Source organism: Seonamhaeicola marinus (assembly GCF_008085455.1).
Genome location: NZ_VSDQ01000107.1, coordinates 57173 through 76297, shown reverse-complemented (window position 1 = coordinate 76297; position 19125 = coordinate 57173). Strand labels below are relative to the sequence as shown.

General features: G+C 32.2%; 16 protein-coding genes. 3 read left to right on the top strand and 13 right to left on the bottom strand.

What is annotated here, in order from left to right:
• The first annotated feature begins 320 nt into the window (after positions 1–320).
• Entirely contained in the window at positions 321–1013 is a 693-nt protein-coding gene (locus FUA24_RS00965; RefSeq protein ID WP_148539667.1) for a phosphatase PAP2 family protein, read from the top strand.
• A 1-nt stretch (position 1014) separates the two neighbouring features.
• Here the strand turns inward: FUA24_RS00965 and FUA24_RS00960 are convergent, their stop codons facing one another.
• Positions 1015–1884 (bottom strand): lysylphosphatidylglycerol synthase transmembrane domain-containing protein, encoded by an 870-nt coding sequence (locus FUA24_RS00960; RefSeq protein ID WP_148539666.1) that lies wholly within the window; start codon positions 1882–1884, stop codon positions 1015–1017.
• The gene (locus FUA24_RS00955) at positions 1829–2830 is read right to left on the bottom strand and encodes a glycosyltransferase family 2 protein (protein WP_148539665.1); all 1002 of its coding nucleotides are present in this window, start codon (positions 2828–2830) and stop codon (positions 1829–1831) included. The genes FUA24_RS00960 and FUA24_RS00955 overlap by 56 nt, the downstream gene beginning before the upstream one ends.
• 44 nt (positions 2831–2874) lie before the next feature.
• Between FUA24_RS00955 and FUA24_RS00950 the strand changes: the two genes are divergently transcribed.
• Complete coding sequence (locus FUA24_RS00950; protein ID WP_148539664.1) at positions 2875–4458, top strand: ArnT family glycosyltransferase; 1584 nt, start codon at positions 2875–2877, stop codon at positions 4456–4458.
• A gap of 271 nt (positions 4459–4729) precedes the next feature.
• Positions 4730–5230, top strand: a complete 501-nt coding sequence (locus FUA24_RS00945; protein WP_148539663.1) for a hypothetical protein — start codon at positions 4730–4732, stop codon at positions 5228–5230.
• Here FUA24_RS00945 and FUA24_RS00940 read toward each other — a convergent pair.
• From FUA24_RS00940 to FUA24_RS00890, 11 genes are all read right to left on the bottom strand, one after another.
• Entirely contained in the window at positions 5227–5469 is a 243-nt protein-coding gene (locus FUA24_RS00940) for a DUF6095 family protein (RefSeq protein WP_148539662.1), read from the bottom strand. The two genes, FUA24_RS00945 and FUA24_RS00940, sit on opposite strands and share 4 nt — an antisense overlap.
• Positions 5462–6274 (bottom strand): N-acetylmuramic acid 6-phosphate etherase, encoded by an 813-nt coding sequence (gene murQ, locus FUA24_RS00935; protein ID WP_148539661.1) that lies wholly within the window; start codon positions 6272–6274, stop codon positions 5462–5464. The genes FUA24_RS00940 and murQ overlap by 8 nt, the downstream gene beginning before the upstream one ends.
• Positions 6275–6303: 29 nt before the next feature.
• Entirely contained in the window at positions 6304–7764 is a 1461-nt protein-coding gene (locus FUA24_RS00930) for a TolC family protein (RefSeq protein WP_148539660.1), read from the bottom strand.
• 35 nt (positions 7765–7799) lie between these two features.
• Entirely contained in the window at positions 7800–9152 is a 1353-nt protein-coding gene (locus FUA24_RS00925; protein ID WP_148539659.1) for an ABC transporter permease, read from the bottom strand.
• Positions 9152–10399 carry an efflux RND transporter periplasmic adaptor subunit gene (locus FUA24_RS00920; protein WP_148539658.1) on the bottom strand — a complete coding sequence of 416 codons (1248 nt, stop codon included), beginning with the start codon at positions 10397–10399 and terminating at the stop codon, positions 9152–9154. The genes FUA24_RS00925 and FUA24_RS00920 overlap by 1 nt, the downstream gene beginning before the upstream one ends.
• A 140-nt stretch (positions 10400–10539) precedes the next feature.
• Positions 10540–11352, bottom strand: coding sequence for a DUF4249 domain-containing protein (locus tag FUA24_RS00915; protein WP_148539657.1), 813 nt, complete (start codon positions 11350–11352; stop codon positions 10540–10542).
• 5 nt (positions 11353–11357) lie between these two features.
• On the bottom strand, positions 11358–13727 hold the full coding sequence (locus FUA24_RS00910) for a TonB-dependent receptor (protein ID WP_148539656.1): 2370 nt from the start codon (positions 13725–13727) through the stop codon (positions 11358–11360).
• A 78-nt stretch (positions 13728–13805) separates the two neighbouring features.
• Positions 13806–16016, bottom strand: coding sequence for an NADP-dependent isocitrate dehydrogenase (locus tag FUA24_RS00905; RefSeq protein WP_148539655.1), 2211 nt, complete (start codon positions 16014–16016; stop codon positions 13806–13808).
• Positions 16017–16877: 861 nt separating this feature from the next.
• Complete coding sequence (rplS, locus tag FUA24_RS00900) at positions 16878–17228, bottom strand: 50S ribosomal protein L19 (RefSeq protein ID WP_148539654.1); 351 nt, start codon at positions 17226–17228, stop codon at positions 16878–16880.
• Positions 17229–17377: 149 nt separating this feature from the next.
• Positions 17378–18058, bottom strand: coding sequence for a tRNA (guanosine(37)-N1)-methyltransferase TrmD (trmD, locus tag FUA24_RS00895; protein WP_148539653.1), 681 nt, complete (start codon positions 18056–18058; stop codon positions 17378–17380).
• 32 nt (positions 18059–18090) lie between these two features.
• Positions 18091–19110 (bottom strand): hypothetical protein, encoded by a 1020-nt coding sequence (locus FUA24_RS00890; RefSeq protein WP_148539652.1) that lies wholly within the window; start codon positions 19108–19110, stop codon positions 18091–18093.
• Positions 19111–19125 lie beyond the last annotated feature (15 nt).

Sequence of the window (19125 nt, the reverse complement as noted above, 5' to 3'; positions counted from 1 at the left end):
GTCGTTCCTCCCTCTGAATGACAAGAGATAAATATAATGCTTGTTGTTATGTACATTTCTTTGTCATATCGACAGAGTGAAGCATGAGCGAGGAGATATCTTATTGTTAAGAGATTCTTCGGTCGTTCCTCCCTCTGAATGACAAATGATTTAATAAACTTCATATCAAATAAGAGATTCTTTAAAATTAATTAACACTCTTAATGTTACTTTAACGGTTTCTTTGCATAGCCCTTAGCTTTGATAAACAACAGTTAATTTTTGTGTGATATTAACATGATAAGAGGTATCTAACTTTGAGATAGTTAAAGTTAGGTAGTATGATTAAGAACAGATTATTTAATGTGGTAAGTGTATTTTTAGTGCTTTTATTACTAGTTACACCACTTTTGATTTTCGAAAAAGGCACTGTACTTCTATTTATAAATAAGAATCATTCGCCTGCTTTAGATGGTGTGTTTAAAACATTGAGTAGTATCGGTAACGGTGTTAGTATTGCTATTGTTGGCATTATCCTGTTGCTGTTTTTTAAAGTGAAAAGGTGTTATCAATTTTTATTGTCTTTTCTTATTCAGCTGTTTATCATTTTATTGTTTAAGAAAGGCATTTTACATGGTAGCCTAAGACCTTTTAAGTATTTTGGGAGCAATCAAGGAACTATTATTTTAAATTTAGTAGAGGGTGTTAAGATCCGTAGAGTAGGAACTTTTCCATCAGGGCATACAGCCACAATATTTTTTATTACCACATTTCTTGCCTTATGGTTAAATAATAAAGCAACAACTATTAGTCTATTTGTTTTGGCCTTTTTTGTAGGAGCGTCAAGAATTTACCTTGTGCAACATTTCTTTTTCGATGTGTATTTTGGTGCTTTTTTTGGGGTATTGTCTTCTGTAGTATCTTTCTACATTGTAAACAGGTATCATCAAGCTTGGTATAGCAGATTTCTATTTCCTAATGCATTAGAGGTGTTTAATAAACCAATATTACAGCGAACACCTAAGTTTAGATAATTTAGTTTTCGATTTGAGTAAGCTTTATTTTAAATATGATGAAGTACACACCAATTAGAGACACCAAGGCTGTAATAAGATTAAATGCAAGTCCAACAGCGATACCAACTTGAGTATCTATTAAGAAATAGGCGGAAGCTTGAAGGAAAACAAATTCGCGTACACCAAAACCTGAAAACGACACTACAGATAATACCGAAGACACTAAAAAGATTAATACATAAGGAATCCAGTTAAAATCGGGTAGCAAAGCAGCTGTTAAACAGTAGATAGTTCCCGCCTGTAATAATTGAATAATAACCGATAAAAAGAAGCTTTTTAGAAAGACTGAATCAAAGGTTTTAAATAATAGTTTAATAGCTGTTTTTCCAATGAAGTAACTCGAAACCGATACTATAATTAGTCCAATAGACATCCAAGTTTCTAAGGCTTCAATTGTTGTAGATAATAGGAATACCAAAGCTATAATAACAATTAATCCTATAAGACGATCTAAAATAACAGATTGCGTTAATGTTTTTACCTTCCAATTAAATGTTTTATTCAAAACAAAAACTTTGTAAGCGTCACCGCCAATACCACCTGGTATAAAGAAATTATAGAACATACCCACAAAATACAATTTTAAGTTGCTCATCTCAGTAAGCATAAATTTTGAATGGTGGAATATGTTTGTTAATCGAAATGAGGATACAATCTGAGAAAGTACCAATAGAATAATTCCTAAAAACAATACAAACGGATTACTGTTTTTATAAAGGTTAAAAACTTCGTTTATATCAATTTTTCTAAGAACAATATACAGTAGAAGTATACTAACTGTTAGCTTTAGTAGAAACTTTAGTTTCTTCTTTAGTGCTTTCTGATTCAATAGACGTTATTTTTCTTATTGTATATGGTTTCTTTTTTTGCGATTCAAAATAGGTTTTCATGAGTAAATCCGTAATAATACCAATAGTAAAAAATTGAATACCAATTAGGATCATCATAACCCCTAAGATTAACATTGGCTTTCCCCAAATGTCTTGTCCCATTAGTTTTAAAACTAGAAAATAAAGGTTAATTAAAAGACCAATTCCAAAAGAGGCTAAACCTAAATTACCAAAAAGGTGCATTGGTCTTTGCAGATACTTACGTTGAAAAATGATGAGCAATAAATCACTAATAACTTTAAACGTTCTGCCCAAGCCATATTTAGATTTACCAAATTGTCTTTCGTGATGTTTAACGGGAACTTGGGCTATTCTGGCACCATTTAGAAATGCAGACAGATTAATAAATCTATGCATTTCTCCATACAGATTAAGTTCTTTCGCAATTTCTCGAGTGAATATTTTTAAAGCACACCCTTGGTCTTTTAAATCTAATCTGGTCGCTTTTCTAATAATAAAGTTGGCAATTTTAGACGGAATGGTTCTAACAAAATTGTCTTTTCGTTTGGCTCTAATACCCGTAACGACATCCCAATCTTCAGATTTTAATTTTTCAAGCATTGAAGGAATATCTGTAGGGTCATTTTGTAAATCACCATCCATAGTAATGATATAATCACCTTTGGCAGCATCAATACCTGCAGAAAGCGCTAAACTCTGCCCGTAGTTCTTTCTTAGTTCAATAAGCTTAACATGAGGCAGTTTCATGTTTATGGTGTTAATGCGTGTTTTATCTGTAGAAAAATCATCAACATAAATGATTTCATAATTGTAACCCACTAAAGCGTTATCAATGCGCTCTGTTAACAATACAATATTATCTTCTTCATTGTAAACAGGGATGATAACAGAAAGATAACCATAATCTAATTTAGAAAATGCCATAAACCTTTTAATTTGAAAAAATAAAGTGCAAAATTAATGTTTTTATGCTATTTCAACGTGTATTTAATGCTAACAAATTACTAAGTGTTTTTGTTTTAAGCTTAATAATTTGTGGTTTTTTTATTCATGGCTTTCCAATTTACATTTTGGATGAAGCCAAAAACGCTGAGGCCGCTAGAGAAATGTTATATCATAATACCTTTATTGTTCCAACATTTAATGATATTCTAAGAACTGATAAACCGCCGTTGCACTATTTTTTTATGATGCTAGGGTATAAAATTTTTGGAGTAGGAGCTTTTGGTGCTCGATTTTTTTCTTCGGTCTTTGGGGCATTAACATTAGCTGGTACTTATTATTTTGTGTCTAAGCTTTTTAATAAAAGTGTTGCAGTAACAACTTGGTTGGTATTGCTAAGTGCCGTGTTTTTTGTTCAACTGTTCCATCAAGCTGTGCCAGACCCATATTTAATATGCTTTATAAGTATGGGGCTTTTTTGTTTTATAGACTACTATTGTAATAGAAAGCTATTATTCCTACTTCTTTTTTATGTTCTTCTGGGGTTAGGAACTTTAAGTAAAGGTCCTATAGCAATTGTGTTACCAGGACTTATTATTATGGTTTTCTTGTACTTTAAAAAGGAATTATTTACTAAAAATTTATTTAGTTATTATCCTGTTTTAGGAGGTTTACTAACCATATTAATTGCTTCACCTTGGTTTGTTTTAGTTCATAAGGCCACAAATGGTGTTTGGACTGAGGGGTTCTTTTTGGAGCATAATGTAAACAGGTTTGGTAGTAAAATGGAAGGTCATGGAGGTATCTTTCTCATCACTTGGGCTTTTGTTATTCTTGGCTTATTACCATTTTCACTGTACGTTGTTCAAGGTTTAAGAAATGCCTGGTTAGAACGAAAAAATGATGTTGTGTTTTTCGCTTTTATCGTTTCTGTAGTCTTCATTGTTTTTTTCAGTATTTCGGGCACTAAGTTGCCTAATTATACAATGCCTTGCTATCCTTTTTTAGCATTTTTAATTGGCTACTACATAGATAAGGTTATTAAAAAGGAATTAACCATTAAATGGTTTAAATGGAGTACAATAGCACTAATTGTAATTTCCGTTTTCTTGCCCATAGGGGCTTTTATAGCTTTTAATGTTGAAGAGCAGCTGAAACCAGTTAAATGGTTTAGTATTTTTCTGTTGATTGCACCTATTGGAGCTTTTTGGGCTTTTTTCTGGTTGAAGAAAGGTGAACTTAAAAGAAGTGTGTCTATAATAGGAGGAAGTTGGGTATTTCTCGGAATGGTAATATTTGGTATAATTTATCCGAAGTTAATTATTTTAAATCCGGTAACTAAATCGTTAGAAGTGATTCCAGAAGGAAGTGAAATTGTTGTTTATAAGCGTTTAGATGCTGCCTTCCCCTTTAATTATAAACGGACCTTTGATGTTTTTGAAACCAAAGAAGCCATTGAACTATTTTTAAATAAGAACGAGGACGGCTTTGTGATAACCAATTATAAAAAAGCAAAACAGGATTTTGAAGATTTAAATTATAAATTATTGTTAGAGTACAAAGCATTGTTTGAAAATCACAAGACTTATATTTTCAAAAGGGAAGAATAGAATATCTGTTATTTGGGCTTAATTATAACCTATGTCTGTTCGAGTGATTTTGAGGAACGAAAAATTGTATCGAGAACATGTTAAAGAGCTAAAATTCTTATTCTCGATACAAATTTTATTCATTTCAATAGTAAAATCCACTCGAATTGACAGATTTTCATGAAGATGGGTTTTTGGGAATAAAATATATTAAATTAGTAAGCAAAGTTTATATAGTAGGACTAACAAACAAAAATTTCACAATTCAAATTATTTAACTATTTTAGTTTCTATGGATATAATCATCGAATCTACTCTTAAAACACTTTCCAAGTCTAGATTTTTATTAGAACAACTTTCCGATGATGACCTAAGCAATGCTTCAATTTCACCTTATTATTCTAGTATAGGTTGTCATGTAAGACACATATTAGATTTTTACGATTGTGTGTTTAATGTCAACGAAGATAACACTGTAGACTTAACAGCTAGGAGTAGAAATAAAGAGGTAGAATGTCAATGTTGTAAAGCCATTGAGTATTTGGAAACCATAGAAGAAAAATTGAAAAATTTTAATGCATCTATGAGTGCTTCAGTAAAGGTAATTGATGATTTAGGCCTAGGGAAAGTAGAAATGACCTATACCATGGCCTCATTATTATCGCAGGCCAATAGCCATACAATTCATCATTATGCCATTATTAATTATATTCTTGAAGGTTTAAAAATTGGCTTTGAGGATTCGGATTTTGGGTATAACCCTACTACGCCTAAAACCGTGGTTAATACTTAAGAATCTTTCTTAAACATACTGTTCATGATTGTTTTAATACCCTTAAACATCATAAATACGGCCATGGCACAAATTGCACAACCTAAGATTAATAAAGGATAGTATAAGGGTGCTTCTGGTTTACTATATGCAAAACTTAATAATATTGGTCCCATAAATAAGCTACCTAAAGCAAATAACATGGTTTTAATACCTTTAGCTAATTCTTTTTTGTCTGTTCTTTTAGTTTCTTCAGTCATCGTAATTATGTATTGCAGCACGTACACTACCATATTTTTTTAGTAGTTCTTGTGCTTTGTTTTCAGGAATACCTAATTCCTGCATTATCATTTTAGTACCTCGGTCAACTAATTTATTATTGCTTAGTTGCATATCAACCATTTTATTCCCCTTAATATGGCCTAATTGAATCATGGTAGCTGTAGTAATCATATTTAGTACAAGCTTTTGGGCTGTTCCAGCTTTCATTCTGGAGCTGCCTGTAACAAATTCTGGACCTACAATAACCTCAATGGGATATTGTGCTGTTAGAGACAGTGGACTATTGTGGTTACATGTAATACAACCTGTTATGATATTATTTTGGTTGCATTTTTCTAAAGCTGAAATGACATAGGGTGTAGTGCCAGAAGCCGCAATACCCACTACAACATCTTTATCAGTAATTTTGTGTGCTTGTAAATCGTCCCAGCCTAAGGTAGTAGAATCTTCTGCAAATTCTACAGCTTTCCTAATTGCAGAATCACCACCTGCAATTAAACCAACAACTAAACCATGATCTACACCAAAAGTTGGAGGGCATTCAGAAGCGTCCACAATTCCTAATCGTCCGCTTGTACCAGCGCCAATATAAAACAGTCTTCCTCCAGATTTTAATTTAGAAACTACTTGGGTAACTAAAGTTTCAATTTGAGGAAGTGCTTTTTCTACGGCATGTGGTACAGTTTTGTCTTCATTATTGATGTTAGAAAGAAGCTCTGCAACATTCATCTTTTCCAGATGATTGTAATTTGAATCTTGCTCTGTGGTTTTGGTAAAGCTCATGATTCAAAAGTATGAATAAATATATACTTCTAATCATAAACAATATCTTCAACTTCAATTTTTTTGTTGTTGATAAAGTCGTAAAGTGTTAATTGCCTCAGAATATAGTAGTTCTGCCAAAACTTTTGAAGCGAATCTAGATATCTAAATATGGCATTATCTTTTTCTTGAAGAGCAATATTTAAATCTGTAATGGTAATTTTTCCTAGAATATACCTTTTTTTGGAAATGTCATATCTCTTTAAAGCAACTTCTTTTGCCTTTTCCGCAGTAAATAAAAAGTCTCGTTGGCTAGACCAGTTTAAGACATGCAAGTAAATTTCTTGTTCAAACTCCTGCATATCCTGTTTAATATTGTTATTAGTTAAATCTAAGTTGGCTTCTGCCATTTTGCGTCTGGACTTGGATACACCCCAATCGAAAATTGGAATGCCAACCGACACAGATACATTTTGTTGTTTATTAAAGTTATTAAACAAATTATTAAAATCATCACCATTTTGTGAAATACCAAAATTTGCTACGATACCCAGGTTAAGTCTGTTGTTACCTTTCTGAAAGGCTAATTCTTTTTCTGCTTGAAGTCTTTTTCGTCTAAATTCAATAACGGCTTTTCTATTGGTATTTGCTTCTTCTAAAGCTTTATTTACATCTACATCAAAAAGGGGTAAACCTTCAGGAATATCTAATTCAATATCTTCTGTTTCTAATTCTAAATACCTTGCCAAATTTTGGGATGTTCTTTTTAGTTCTATTGTTCTGGTTGTAACATTGTTTTTAGAATTAAGTAGGGTTAATTCCATTTGTAGCAAATCATTTTCTGCAATTTTACCCATTTTATATCTCCCCTCAGAAATCTTATATAAAGTATCTTGATTAGATAGGTTGGTATTGGCAATTTCAAGTTGTTTTTGTGCCTTAAGTAACTGAAAATAGCGTCTGCACGTGCTTACCGAGATTTGCTCCATACTTTCTACAAATTCTCTCTTGGATTCTTCGTATTGTAAAGGTTCAATTTTTTTATCCCATTTAAAGCTGTTAAAAAATAAAGAGTTTTGTCTATATCTTAAAGTAAACGGAATTATGGAATATCCTATGTTATCATCAAGACCAAAAAGTTCTACACGTTCTAAATTAGAGTTTACTGAGAGTACTCCTCCTGTATAGGGAATATTTTGTGATATTGATAAACCGCCTTCTAAAAGAAGTTGATTCTGATTTACAAAAATATCCTGTCCAGCATCATTAGTAATTCTTCTAACCGCATTCCTATATTCTGGTAAAGTAGCATTAAACCTAAGTTCAGGTAAAAAGCTAGCCTTATAATTTCTAAACTGCCAATAACTTCTTTCGTTTCTGTTTAAACTTATTTTATAGTCTGGTGAATTTTTTTTAGCAATTTCAATGGCTTTATTTAGTGTTATTCTTCTTGATTGAGAGAAATGGAATAACGGAAAAACAAAAATGAGTATTAATATGGCTTTTTTCACGAAGTTTCTCGATTTAAATTGATTGATAAAATGGGTTATTCAGATCTTAAAGATTCTATAGGTCTTTTATTTGCGGCTGATTTTGCGGGCAGAATTCCAAAAACCAATCCAATACTTACAGCAATAACAAATGAAATTAAAATAGAGTTTAAAGAAAGTATTGTTTCAATACCAGAGAATATTTCGATAACATAGGCTCCAATAATACCAACAAAAATTCCAATAATACCGCCACCTAAACTAATTAGAATTGATTCCGATAAGAACTGAAGAATAATATCTTCTTGAGTGGCTCCAATGGCTTTTATGATGCCTATCTCTTTGGTGCGTTCTAGAACGGAAGCCAGCATAATATTCATAATACCAATACCCCCAATAAGTAAGGATATGCTGGCAATTATACTTAAAACGATATTAAAAATTTGCTTTGTCTTTTGCTGCTGTTTAAGAAGTTGAATTGGAATTGTAATTTCAAAATCTAACACATCATTGTGTCTTCTTTTTAGCATCTTACTTAGAACTTCGGCAGTTGCTTTTAATTCATTAGAATTATTAACCTGAACAGTTAACTTATCTATTTGATGATAATTACCTCTTGGAATTCGCTTTTTAGGTCCGTTACCTCTATTTCTTCTAACATTAAAATTATCTACAATAACTTTTCTGTCTTTATAACGAACTAAAAAGGTCTTTATAGGGATGTAAACATCTTGGTTTAAGTCACGTATTCCCAAGTTTTCTTGGGCTTTATCTGAAATTAACTTTTCCTCAATTACTCCAATAACTTGCAGCCAAACATCTTTTACTTTAATGTACTTACCAATAGCACTTTCTCCGGTAAAGATCTTTTTTTCAACCTTTCTTCCTATTATACATACGGGAAGTGCATTGGTAGATTGATACTCAGAAAAGAATTTTCCCTTATCTATATTAATGTTTGAAGTTTTAAAGAAATTAGAGGTAACACCTATTAGTTTAACAGCATTTTGTTTGCCATTATTTATCACATAGGTGTTCATAATTATTTCTGGACTTACCGTTTTAATACTAGGTATATTGTCTATAACACTCTGAGCATCTAAAATATCTAGGCCTTTGGAGAATTTTTTAGCTTCTTCTTTTTCAGTTTCATCATCTTCGCTTGCGCTATCTGGATTTTCCTTGTCTTCTATTGGGGTGACCACTATATTGTTTACACCAACAAGTTCCAATTGCGATAAAATTTCTTTTTCAGCTCCATTACCAATTGCCAACATAGTTATTACAGCAGCAACCCCAAAGATGATGCCGAGTGCAGTCAAAAATGTCCTAAATTTATTAGCTTTAATAAGCAGAAATGCCTCAGAAAAGTTAGATTTAAGTTTTTCTACAAGTATTTTATCAATCATTATTGGTCTAGTAACTTTATACGTTTTTCTTCTAAACCTTCTGGTTTACTCAAAAACACAGTTTCGTCTTCTTTTAAACCTTCTTCTACAATGATTACTTGGTTATTGGCCATTCCCAATTTAACTTGTCTTTTTTCGGTTGAATAGCCTGATTTGGTATATACGTAACTTATAGAATCTTTTGTGAAGATTGATTCAAGAGGCACCATTAAAACATCGTCTACCTCATGTGTTTTAATTCTATTTGAGGTGGTCATCCCTGGTCTAATATTCTTATTAGTTTCATTGAGTTTTATTAAAACCTGAAAAAGTTTTATATCCGAACCTCTTTTATTTTCTCCAACATTGGCAACGCTTGTTACTTCTCCCGTTAACTCTATTTCAGGGAATGCATCAAAACCTATCACTACTGGAAGCCCCTTTTTTATTTTTCTGATATCTACTTCATTGCTGTATGTTTTTGATTCCATTTTGGTTAAGTCTGGTAAGCTTGCAATTGCAGGCTCCCACGGAGAAATTGTAGAGCCTACTTTTTTCTTATTTCCGTTCCAATCCTTAACATAAGTGACCATACCTTCATCTTCTGAGTAAATGGTGAAGTCTTTTTGCAGATTTCCGAGTTCTTCAATTTTCTTTTTAATTTTAGCTACTTCTGTGCCAACTTGAACCATTTTTGCGACGGCTTTCCTTTTCTTTATAGAGTAATCCTCCTTTTTTTCTTTTAGGTCTCTTTCGTTTTTTTCAATATTTATTTCTAATTTTTTTATAGTTGTAGGAGGCTCGTAGATTGAACTTTTTAATTCGAGCTTGTCATCTTCTATTTTAAATTGCAAATCCTTTATAGCATTGCGCTCTTGTTTTAGAGTAAGGGTAGTATCTAGTTGTTGTTGCGTATATTTAGATTGCGCACTTTCTAAACTAAGCATGGCATCATTAATTTTACCATTTACCTCAGAGGCGTCTAACTTTCCTATATAACCGCCTTTCTTAACAATAGTTCCCTCGGCTACTAAGTCTTGAATTTTAAGTTGGTAAATATTAAATCTTCTAGCGGCTATTGGTCCATTAATTTTCTTTGAGCTTGTAGATTGTGCTTCTCCGGAAATAAGAACCTCATTGATAAATGTGCCTTTTTCAACCTTTGTAGTAAGTGCTATATCACCCTCTTTATCAGATCCTAAAAGGTAATAACCAATTAAACAGACAATTATTGCACTAATTATTATAACTATTTTCTTTCTATTCATACTAAACTTTAGCGATTGATAATTAAGTTAATAACTTCTCAAATTTAAAGTTTGTACGATTACTTTTAGTTAAAGAACACTTAAAATATTAGATTATTTGTGCAACTTTTTGCACTCAGATAAGAGCTACATAAATAGACTTATTGTACTGTATAAAAGAAGACGTCGGTTTCTGTTAACCTAAAATAGCCTAAGGGAAAGTTATCTGAATTGGTTTGATTTACACAATTACCTCTAACGGTTGCAGGTTGCGTTTCAAAAGGATCGCCAGTGTCGTCATCCGTTTGCTGAAGTAGTATGTTTATGTACTCATAACAACGTTGTGAAATTCCGGAAATTTTTATTCTTAGCACATCGTCTGTTTTGAGGTCTTCATCAACATAAAACCCAAATATCTGGTTTCCGTTATTGAATTCATCATCGTAAACTTCTAATGTTGGCATATTTCCAGGGTTGCCAAATTCAAACAAATAGTAGTTCTCTTCATTTTCTGGGTCTGTATAATAGGCCTTTAATTCAATTTCATCCCCAGAAAAGCCTCCATTATTATTTTGTTCAACAAAATCTATTGGAACTACAGGTTTCAATGTTTCGGTAGCCGTATAAATTTCACCTTCATAACTAACAGTTAGCGTATAAACTCCATTTATTTCTGGAATGAATGTGGTGTTCCTGTAAATGCCTGTTCTAAATTCTTCCTGAAAATTAAATACATTATTATGACTATCCGTTATTGTGACTGTAGCACCTATTGCAGGAGGAATGTCTCTATCAAAATAGGGAGCAGTAAGGCTTAATTTTATTTCTTGATCATTTCCTTGAGTACCCTTTTCCCAAGAGATTGAAGCATCAATAACCAATCGCGGTTCCGAAGTTTCTAAATCAACATCTATTACATCTTCACATGAAAAACAGATGAAACAAAAGATAAATATGCAAACAACTTTTTTCATAATCATTAGAATTTAAAATTATAGGAAATTGATGGCGCTATACCAAAGATGGAAAGTCTGGTAGCCTCATTAACCATCTTTTCAAAGTTTTTACCAAAGGAAATGGAGGCGGCATTTCTTCGGTTATATACATTATATACACTAAACACCCAATAGCGCTCCCATTTCTTTTTCTTTTTTTGCTTAGGCGTATAATTAAGCGCAAGGTCTAGTCTGTTGTAAGAAGGTAATCTGTCTTGATTTCTTTGACCGAAATTGGGAATATTAACGCCGTTATATTCATACTGCGCATCTGGAAAGGTTACAGGTTGACCTGTTTGCCATAGAAAGTTAGCATTTAGTTTTAGACGTTCATTTATATCATAACTAGACGTAATAGAAATATCATGGGTTTTATCAAAAGGTGTATTATACCATTTACCGTTGTTAATACCTGTTTCTAAAGGTGTTCTTCCCTCGGTTTGCTGTTCTGATTTAGATAGGGTATAGGCTAACCATCCTTTAAACCGTCCTTCATTTTTTCTTAGAAGAAATTCTAATCCGTATGCCCTTGCTCTACCATTTAGAATGACTTGTTCTATGGCATTATTTGCAATTAAATCTGCACCATCAATATAGTCTATTCTGTTTTTAATGGTTTTATAAAAGCTTTCAACCTCTAGAGAATATAGATTATTATTGAAGTTTTTAAAGTAACCTATTGCATATTGATGTAAAGACTGTGGTTTTATATATTTACCTGAAGGTGTCCAAATATCAAGTGGAGTAGGGGCATTGGTGTTGGACAGTAAGTGTAAATATTGGTACATTTTATTATAACTTGCTTTAATAGAACTATTTTCTCCTGTTTGATAAGCTAAAGCAAGTCTGGGTTCTAGATTTAAGAAATTTTCAATAACATCACTTCGTTTATAGGTTTCTGTACCAATAGGATCTGCCATTTCATAGATTTGAAGATTTTCATTAAAAGCTACAGCATGATCATTTTCGTAAATGTTTAACTCATCTTGTCCAAGTCTAATAAACGAACTTAGTCTTAGTCCATATGAAAGTGAGAGCTTATTGGAAACTTCGTGCTTTACATCGAGATACACAGCGTTTTCAAAAGCATATTTATCTATTAATTTAAACGGATTAATTCCTGAGGTTTCAGAGGTTGGGTTAATTTCACCAGGATTGAATTTGTAATAGATACTGTTTAGCCCGTATTGTAATTTGAATTTATTATTTAAATAGTGTTTAAAATCGTATTTCACGTTTAAATTTCTAATACCCGACACCCAATCAAACTCTACAAAATTTAGTTTTAGATTATAATCGTAATCTGAGTATATGAGAGATAAGTTAGAAAACAACTTATCAGAAAAAAGGTGATTCCATCTAAAGTTTAGAACCGTGTTACCATATTGATTTTCGAAAGTGTCTTCAATTTCAAACACATCTCTTCCAAAGTAACCAGAAAGGTAAATGTTGTTATTCTTATTTATTTTATAGCTTAGTTTGGTATTTAAATCATAGAAAAGGGCAATATTATTTATATCAAAAAGAGGCAAGAATAGATGCGCATAGCTGGATCTTCCTCCTAACAGGAAAGAACCTCTATCCTTTTTCAGAGGCCCTTCAACTAATAGTTTACTTGATACCAGACCAATACCACCATTCATATGAAACTCTTTGCTATTGCCTTCCTTTTGATAAATATCTAAAACCGAAGATATGCGTCCACCATATCGAGATGGTATTCCGCCCTTATATAAAGTTAAATCCTTAATAGCATCAGGATTAAAAACAGAAAATAGTCCAAATAAATGAGAAGAATTATATATGGTAGCTTCGTCTAATAAGATTAGGTTCTGATCTGCGGCGCCTCCTCTAACATTAAAACCTGAAGCGCCTTCACCAACCGTTGTTACACCCGGTAGTAGTGTGATGGCTTTTACTATATCAGATTCTCCAAGAACTACTGGTATTTCTTTTATAGTTTTAGAAGTCAATTTGTTTACACTCATTTGAGGCTTTTTAATGTTTAGCCTTTCAATGTTTTCAGTAATAATTACTTCTTCTAAACCTTCAACAGAATTAATTAAACGAAAGTCTTTAGTAATATTGCTTGAGAGTTCAATTTTTTGGGTAATTGTTCCATATCCTAGGTAGCTAATAACAATGGTATATGTTCCTTTTGGTAATGTAATAGAATAGAATCCGTATTCATTGGTAGTTGTACCTGTTTGATTATCAGGGAATATGATGTTAACACCAATAAGCGTTTCATTACTTTTTTCTTCGGTTATGGTACCACTTAAAGTGAATTTTTCTTGTGCATTAAGGATGTTACATAAGAGGAAACAAACAAACCATAGATAGCTGGTTTTCATACAAAAACAATTTTTTACATAAATGTAAAAAAAAAGCCCCTAGAATAGGAGCTTTTAACAAGTTGTTAGGTTTTTTGTTTAACCTAATATAGTATTGAATGTTTTACTAGGTCTCATTACTGAACTAGCTAATTCTTCATTTGGAATATAATAACCATCAATATTGGAAGGCGCTCCTTGAATTGAATTTAATTCATTAAGTATTGCCTCCTCGCTAGCCGCAAGTTTTTCAGCAATAGAAATAAACTCTGCTTTTAAGTCAGCATCCTTGTCCTGATTTGCCAATTCTTGTGCCCAATATAAAGATAAGTAGAAGTGACTACCTCTGTTATCTAATTCACCAGCTTTTCTTGAAGGCCCTTTTTTGTTTTCTAAAAGTTTTTCTGTGGCATCATCCAATGCATCTCCTAAGATTTTAGCTTTAGGATTATCATTAACTCCTGCAAAATGGTCTAAAGAAACAGCTAAAGCTAAGAACTCTCCTAAAGAATCCCAACGTAAGTGGTTTTCTTCTAATAACTGTTGTACGTGTTTAGGCGCAGAACCTCCAGCTCCAGTTTCAAATAAACCACCACCATTCATTAAAGGTACAATAGATAACATTTTTGCACTAGTACCAACTTCTAAAATTGGGAATAAATCTGTTAAATAATCACGTAAAACATTACCTGTAACAGAGATTGTATCTTTACCTTCTTTAATTCTTTCGCAAGTAAAAATAGTAGCTTCTACAGGAGCTAAAATTCTTAAATCTAGGCCTTCAGTATCGTGATCTTTTAGGTAAGTATTTACTTTTTTAATTAATTCAGCATCATGTGCTCTATTTTCATTAAGCCAGAAAACAGCAGGAGTCTGAGAGGCTCTAGCTCTTGTTACTGCTAATTTAACCCAGTCTTGAATAGGTGCATCTTTTGTTTGACACATTCTCCAGATATCACCAGTTTCAACAGTATGTTCCATTAAAGTGTTTCCAGCATCATCAATTACAGATACTTTACCATTAGAAGCAATTTCAAATGTCTTATCATGAGAACCATACTCTTCTGCTTTTTTAGCCATTAAACCTACGTTTGGAACAGTTCCCATTGTAGTAGGATCAAAAGCACCATTCTTTTTACAGAAATCTATTGTAGCAGCATAAACACCTGCATAGCTACTATCTGGGATTACAGCTTTTGTATCTTGTAATTCACCTTGTGCATTCCACATTCTACCAGATGTTCTAATCATAGCAGGCATAGAAGCATCAATAATAACATCACTAGGTACATGTAAATTAGTAATACCTTTATCAGAATTTACCATGGCAATTGCAGGACCGTTTTGATAGGTGGCATTTATATCTGCTTCAATTTCTGCCTTTTTATCAGCTGGTAATTCGTTAATTCTTTCAAGTAAGTTTCCTAAACCTGAGTTTACATTAACTCCAATTTCGTCAATTACATCACCATGTTTTTCAAAAACATCTTTGAAGTATGCTTTTACAGCATGACCAAATATAATAGGGTCACTAACTTTCATCATAGTACCCTTCATATGAAGTGAAAATAATATGCCCTTATCATTAGCGTCTGCTACTTGTTCATCTAAAAAGCTCACTAGGGCTTTTTTGCTCATACAAGTTGCATCGATTACTTCACCTTTTAAAATTGGAAAACTATCTTTTAAAGTTGTTGTGTTACCAGAAGCATCTGTATGTACAATTTTTACGTTTGTTGCTTCAGGTAATGTTACAGATTTTTCATTGTGCGCAAAATCATGATCTTGCATAGTGGCAACATGCGTTTTAGAATCTGATGCCCAAGCTCCCATTGAATGTGGGTTCTTTTTAGCATAATTCTTAACTGCTTTGGGTGCACGTCTATCTGAGTTTCCTTCTCTAAGAACAGGGTTTACGGCACTACCTTTAATTTTATCATAGCGTGATTTGATGTCTTTTTCAGTATCATTTTCTGGTTCATTAGGATAATCAGGAACAGCAAAACCTTTAGATTGTAATTCTTTAATAGCACCTTTTAATTGTGGAATTGAGGCACTAATATTTGGTAACTTTATAATGTTAGCTTCTGGTTTAGTAGCTAACTCACCCAACAATGCTAAATCATCTGGTACACGTTGGTCTTCTTCTAAAAAGTCTGGGAAAACCGCTAAGATTCTAGCAGCTAAAGAGATATCTTTAGTTTCTATCTCTATTCCAGAAGATTTAACAAAGGCCTGAACTATTGGTAAGAAAGAACGCGTTGCTAAAGCCGGAGCTTCATCAGTTTTAGTATAAATAATTTTAGACATTAGTAGTGCTTTTTTTTGTTAATTGGAATGCTAAAAACCGATAAAAAAATAGAAGATTAATTTTTAGCGATGCGAATATACAAAAATAGACCTTTATAACTATCTAAATGCTAAATGAAAAGTGTTAATAGTTATATAATTGCTAGAAATATAAAAAAGTGGTTAACCAATACGAAATTCATAAAAAAGTACTGCCGTAGTTATTAAAATACAAAAGCCATATCACGATAGAATTTAATCTACTTTGATATGGCTTCTTTCGAAATAATATTACTTCGTCTATTTAGTATTGGTTCTAAATCAACTTAAATTTACATTAAGTTTTTTCAACTTGGTACTATTATTTCAAGTGAAACATTCGATAATTTTCAAAATGTATTGACCTAATTATGCAAATGTTCCGTTAATTGTCTTCCTTGATGCCATTAATCTTTACCTTTCGTTTTCACGTTAGATATGCTTAATGCATTGCTCTATTAATAACTTTCACTTTCGTAACTATTATTTTTTTAAGCTTTCAACAGTATTAGGTACTATCTGTTTTCACATATGGTACTTTTTACTGTATCATGGTTTTTCGGTTTTCCACACATACACATGGCACTTCCAAACCTCAAAAAACAATTAAATATATAAAGAACGTTACTTTATTAGAAATAACTTTTTCATAAAATGAAAACAATTCTTAAAAAGTCTTGTTGTTATCTCTTTTGCTAAGATAGAAATGGATTCCAAAAAAACAAATTTTTTAAATGGTTTAATATCAACTATTTACGAACCATGGTTATTAACAATTGTTAATAACTAAAAAAGCCTTGACAATTTATCAAGGCTTTTAATGTATTGTAAGTAAGGTGTTTACTAGTTTCTACGCTCTTTAATTCTAGCTTTCTTACCAGTAAGACCTCTAAAGTAGTAAATACGTGCTCTACGTACTTTACCGCGTTTGTTAACTTCAATTTTTTGTAATGCAGGTAAGTTTACAGGGAAAATACGTTCAACTCCTATAGAACCCGACATTTTTCTGATTGTAAAAGTTTCTGAAGTTCCAGATCCTCTACGTTGAATAACAACACCTTTGAAGAACTGCGTTCTAGTTTTGTTACCCTCTTTAATTTCGTAATAAACAGTAATTGTATCACCAGCTCCAAACTCTGGTAAATCTTTTCTTGTTACAAATTCGTCTTGTACAAATTTTACTAAAGATTCCATCTTTAATTGTTTTATAAATGATTGATTCAGAACAACATTCACGATTCTCGCCAGAGGTTAACCCGAAATTGGCTGCAAAGATACGTAAAAAGTTAAAAGTGTAAAGTTAAAAGTGAAAAGTTTTTTATCACCTTGTTTAAATTCTCTTGTTATTCGTCATCTAAAAGATCGGGCCTACGTGCTTTTGTGCGTTCATAAGCTCTATCTTCTCGCCATTTTTCTATTTCAGGAAAATTACCACTAAATAACACTTCAGGAACTTGCCATCCTTTGTAATTTCTAGGCCTTGTGTAAATTGGTGGTGCTAATAAATTATCTTGAAAAGAGTCTGTTAAAGCCGAGGTTTCATTTCCTAATACGCCTGGAATTAATCTAATTACGGCATCACAAAGTACTGCTGCTCCTAATTCTCCACCAGACAGGACGTAATCACCAATAGAAATTTCTTTGGTAATAAAGTGGTCACGGACACGTTGGTCTACACCTTTATAATGTCCGCAGAGTATAATAATGTTTCCTTTAAGAGATAGTTGATTCGCAATGCCTTGGTTTAAAGTTTCTCCATCGGGAGTCATATAGATTACCTCGTCATAGTCACGTTCAGCCTTTAGGCCAGATATACATTTGTCAATCGGTTCAATTAGCATTACCATGCCTGCTCCACCACCAAATTGATAGTCATCTATACTTTTATAATTGTCGGTTGTATAATCTCTTAAATTATGAAAATGGACCTCTACCAAGTTTGCGTCAATAGCTCGTTTTAAAATTGAAGCTTCAAATGGACTTTTAAGTAGTTCTGGTAATACTGTTATTATATCTATGCGCATAATGTCTTTCTCAAGATTGCCGCAAAGATAGTTTAAATGTTGGTTTTTATGGCAGCCTCTAATCGATCAATAAATTGATTTGGTTCATCTACAAAAAAAGCGATTTTATTGTACGTTCTTTTAATGCCGTAAAGACCTATTAAGGTGTTGTGTTCTTTTAAAGTAATGATAATATTGTGTTCTTCGAGCTCTCCAAAAGGCGATAGTTTTTTAACAGATTTGTTTTTTTCTAATTCTTTTTTAGATAATTCAATTTTTTCAATGTTGTTAAAAACAATTTCAGTTTCATTTAATATACCATATCTAAGAACCAAGGTATTCATAGTAATTGAAATGGGTCTTTGGGGTAAGGATCTTGCGATACCAAATAATTGAAACCCACTGTAAATACTTAAAAAAGTTAATACCCATGCAAATGTAATACTCCATTTTCCGATTAATGTATGCAGCGTAACCGTTTCTATAGCTACAATTAAAATGAAGGCAATCAATAGTGTTTGGGTACTATTCTTTTTATGATAAGAAAACTCACTAGAATTTAAGGGCTTTTTTGTCCAGTTTACAAAGCCGTAATAAAAGACAGCAATTTCTGTGGCAACAGGCATAATAGCTTTTTTAGGTAATATTTCTGCACAGGTTGTTTTTAAAGTTGCATAAAAGTCTAAACTACCATTTTTGTTACGGTTAAATTGTTTTATTGCTTTTCTAACCTTAAAAATTACAAAGGTAACGACTGATAGCTCTATTAAAGGTAATCCCCAAGTTTTAAATAGATCTAAGTAGGTTTGATTTTCTTTGGGCAAAACATAGGTGCCAATAATGACACCTACAAGTATAATTGGGACGACCGTAGTTTTTGGAATTTTACGCTTTCGTATTAAGAGAAAATATATGATTGGAACTGTGAACAGTAAATCTGCAGTAATCCCAATATTTAGAACAGTGTTATTTGAGTATAAAGGTGAATTTATTAACCAAATTAGACTTAGGAAAAGACCTGTAATTATTAAAAATACGAAATGGGATTTATTAAAAAAAGTAGTTCTAACCATACTAAATGCTTTTCA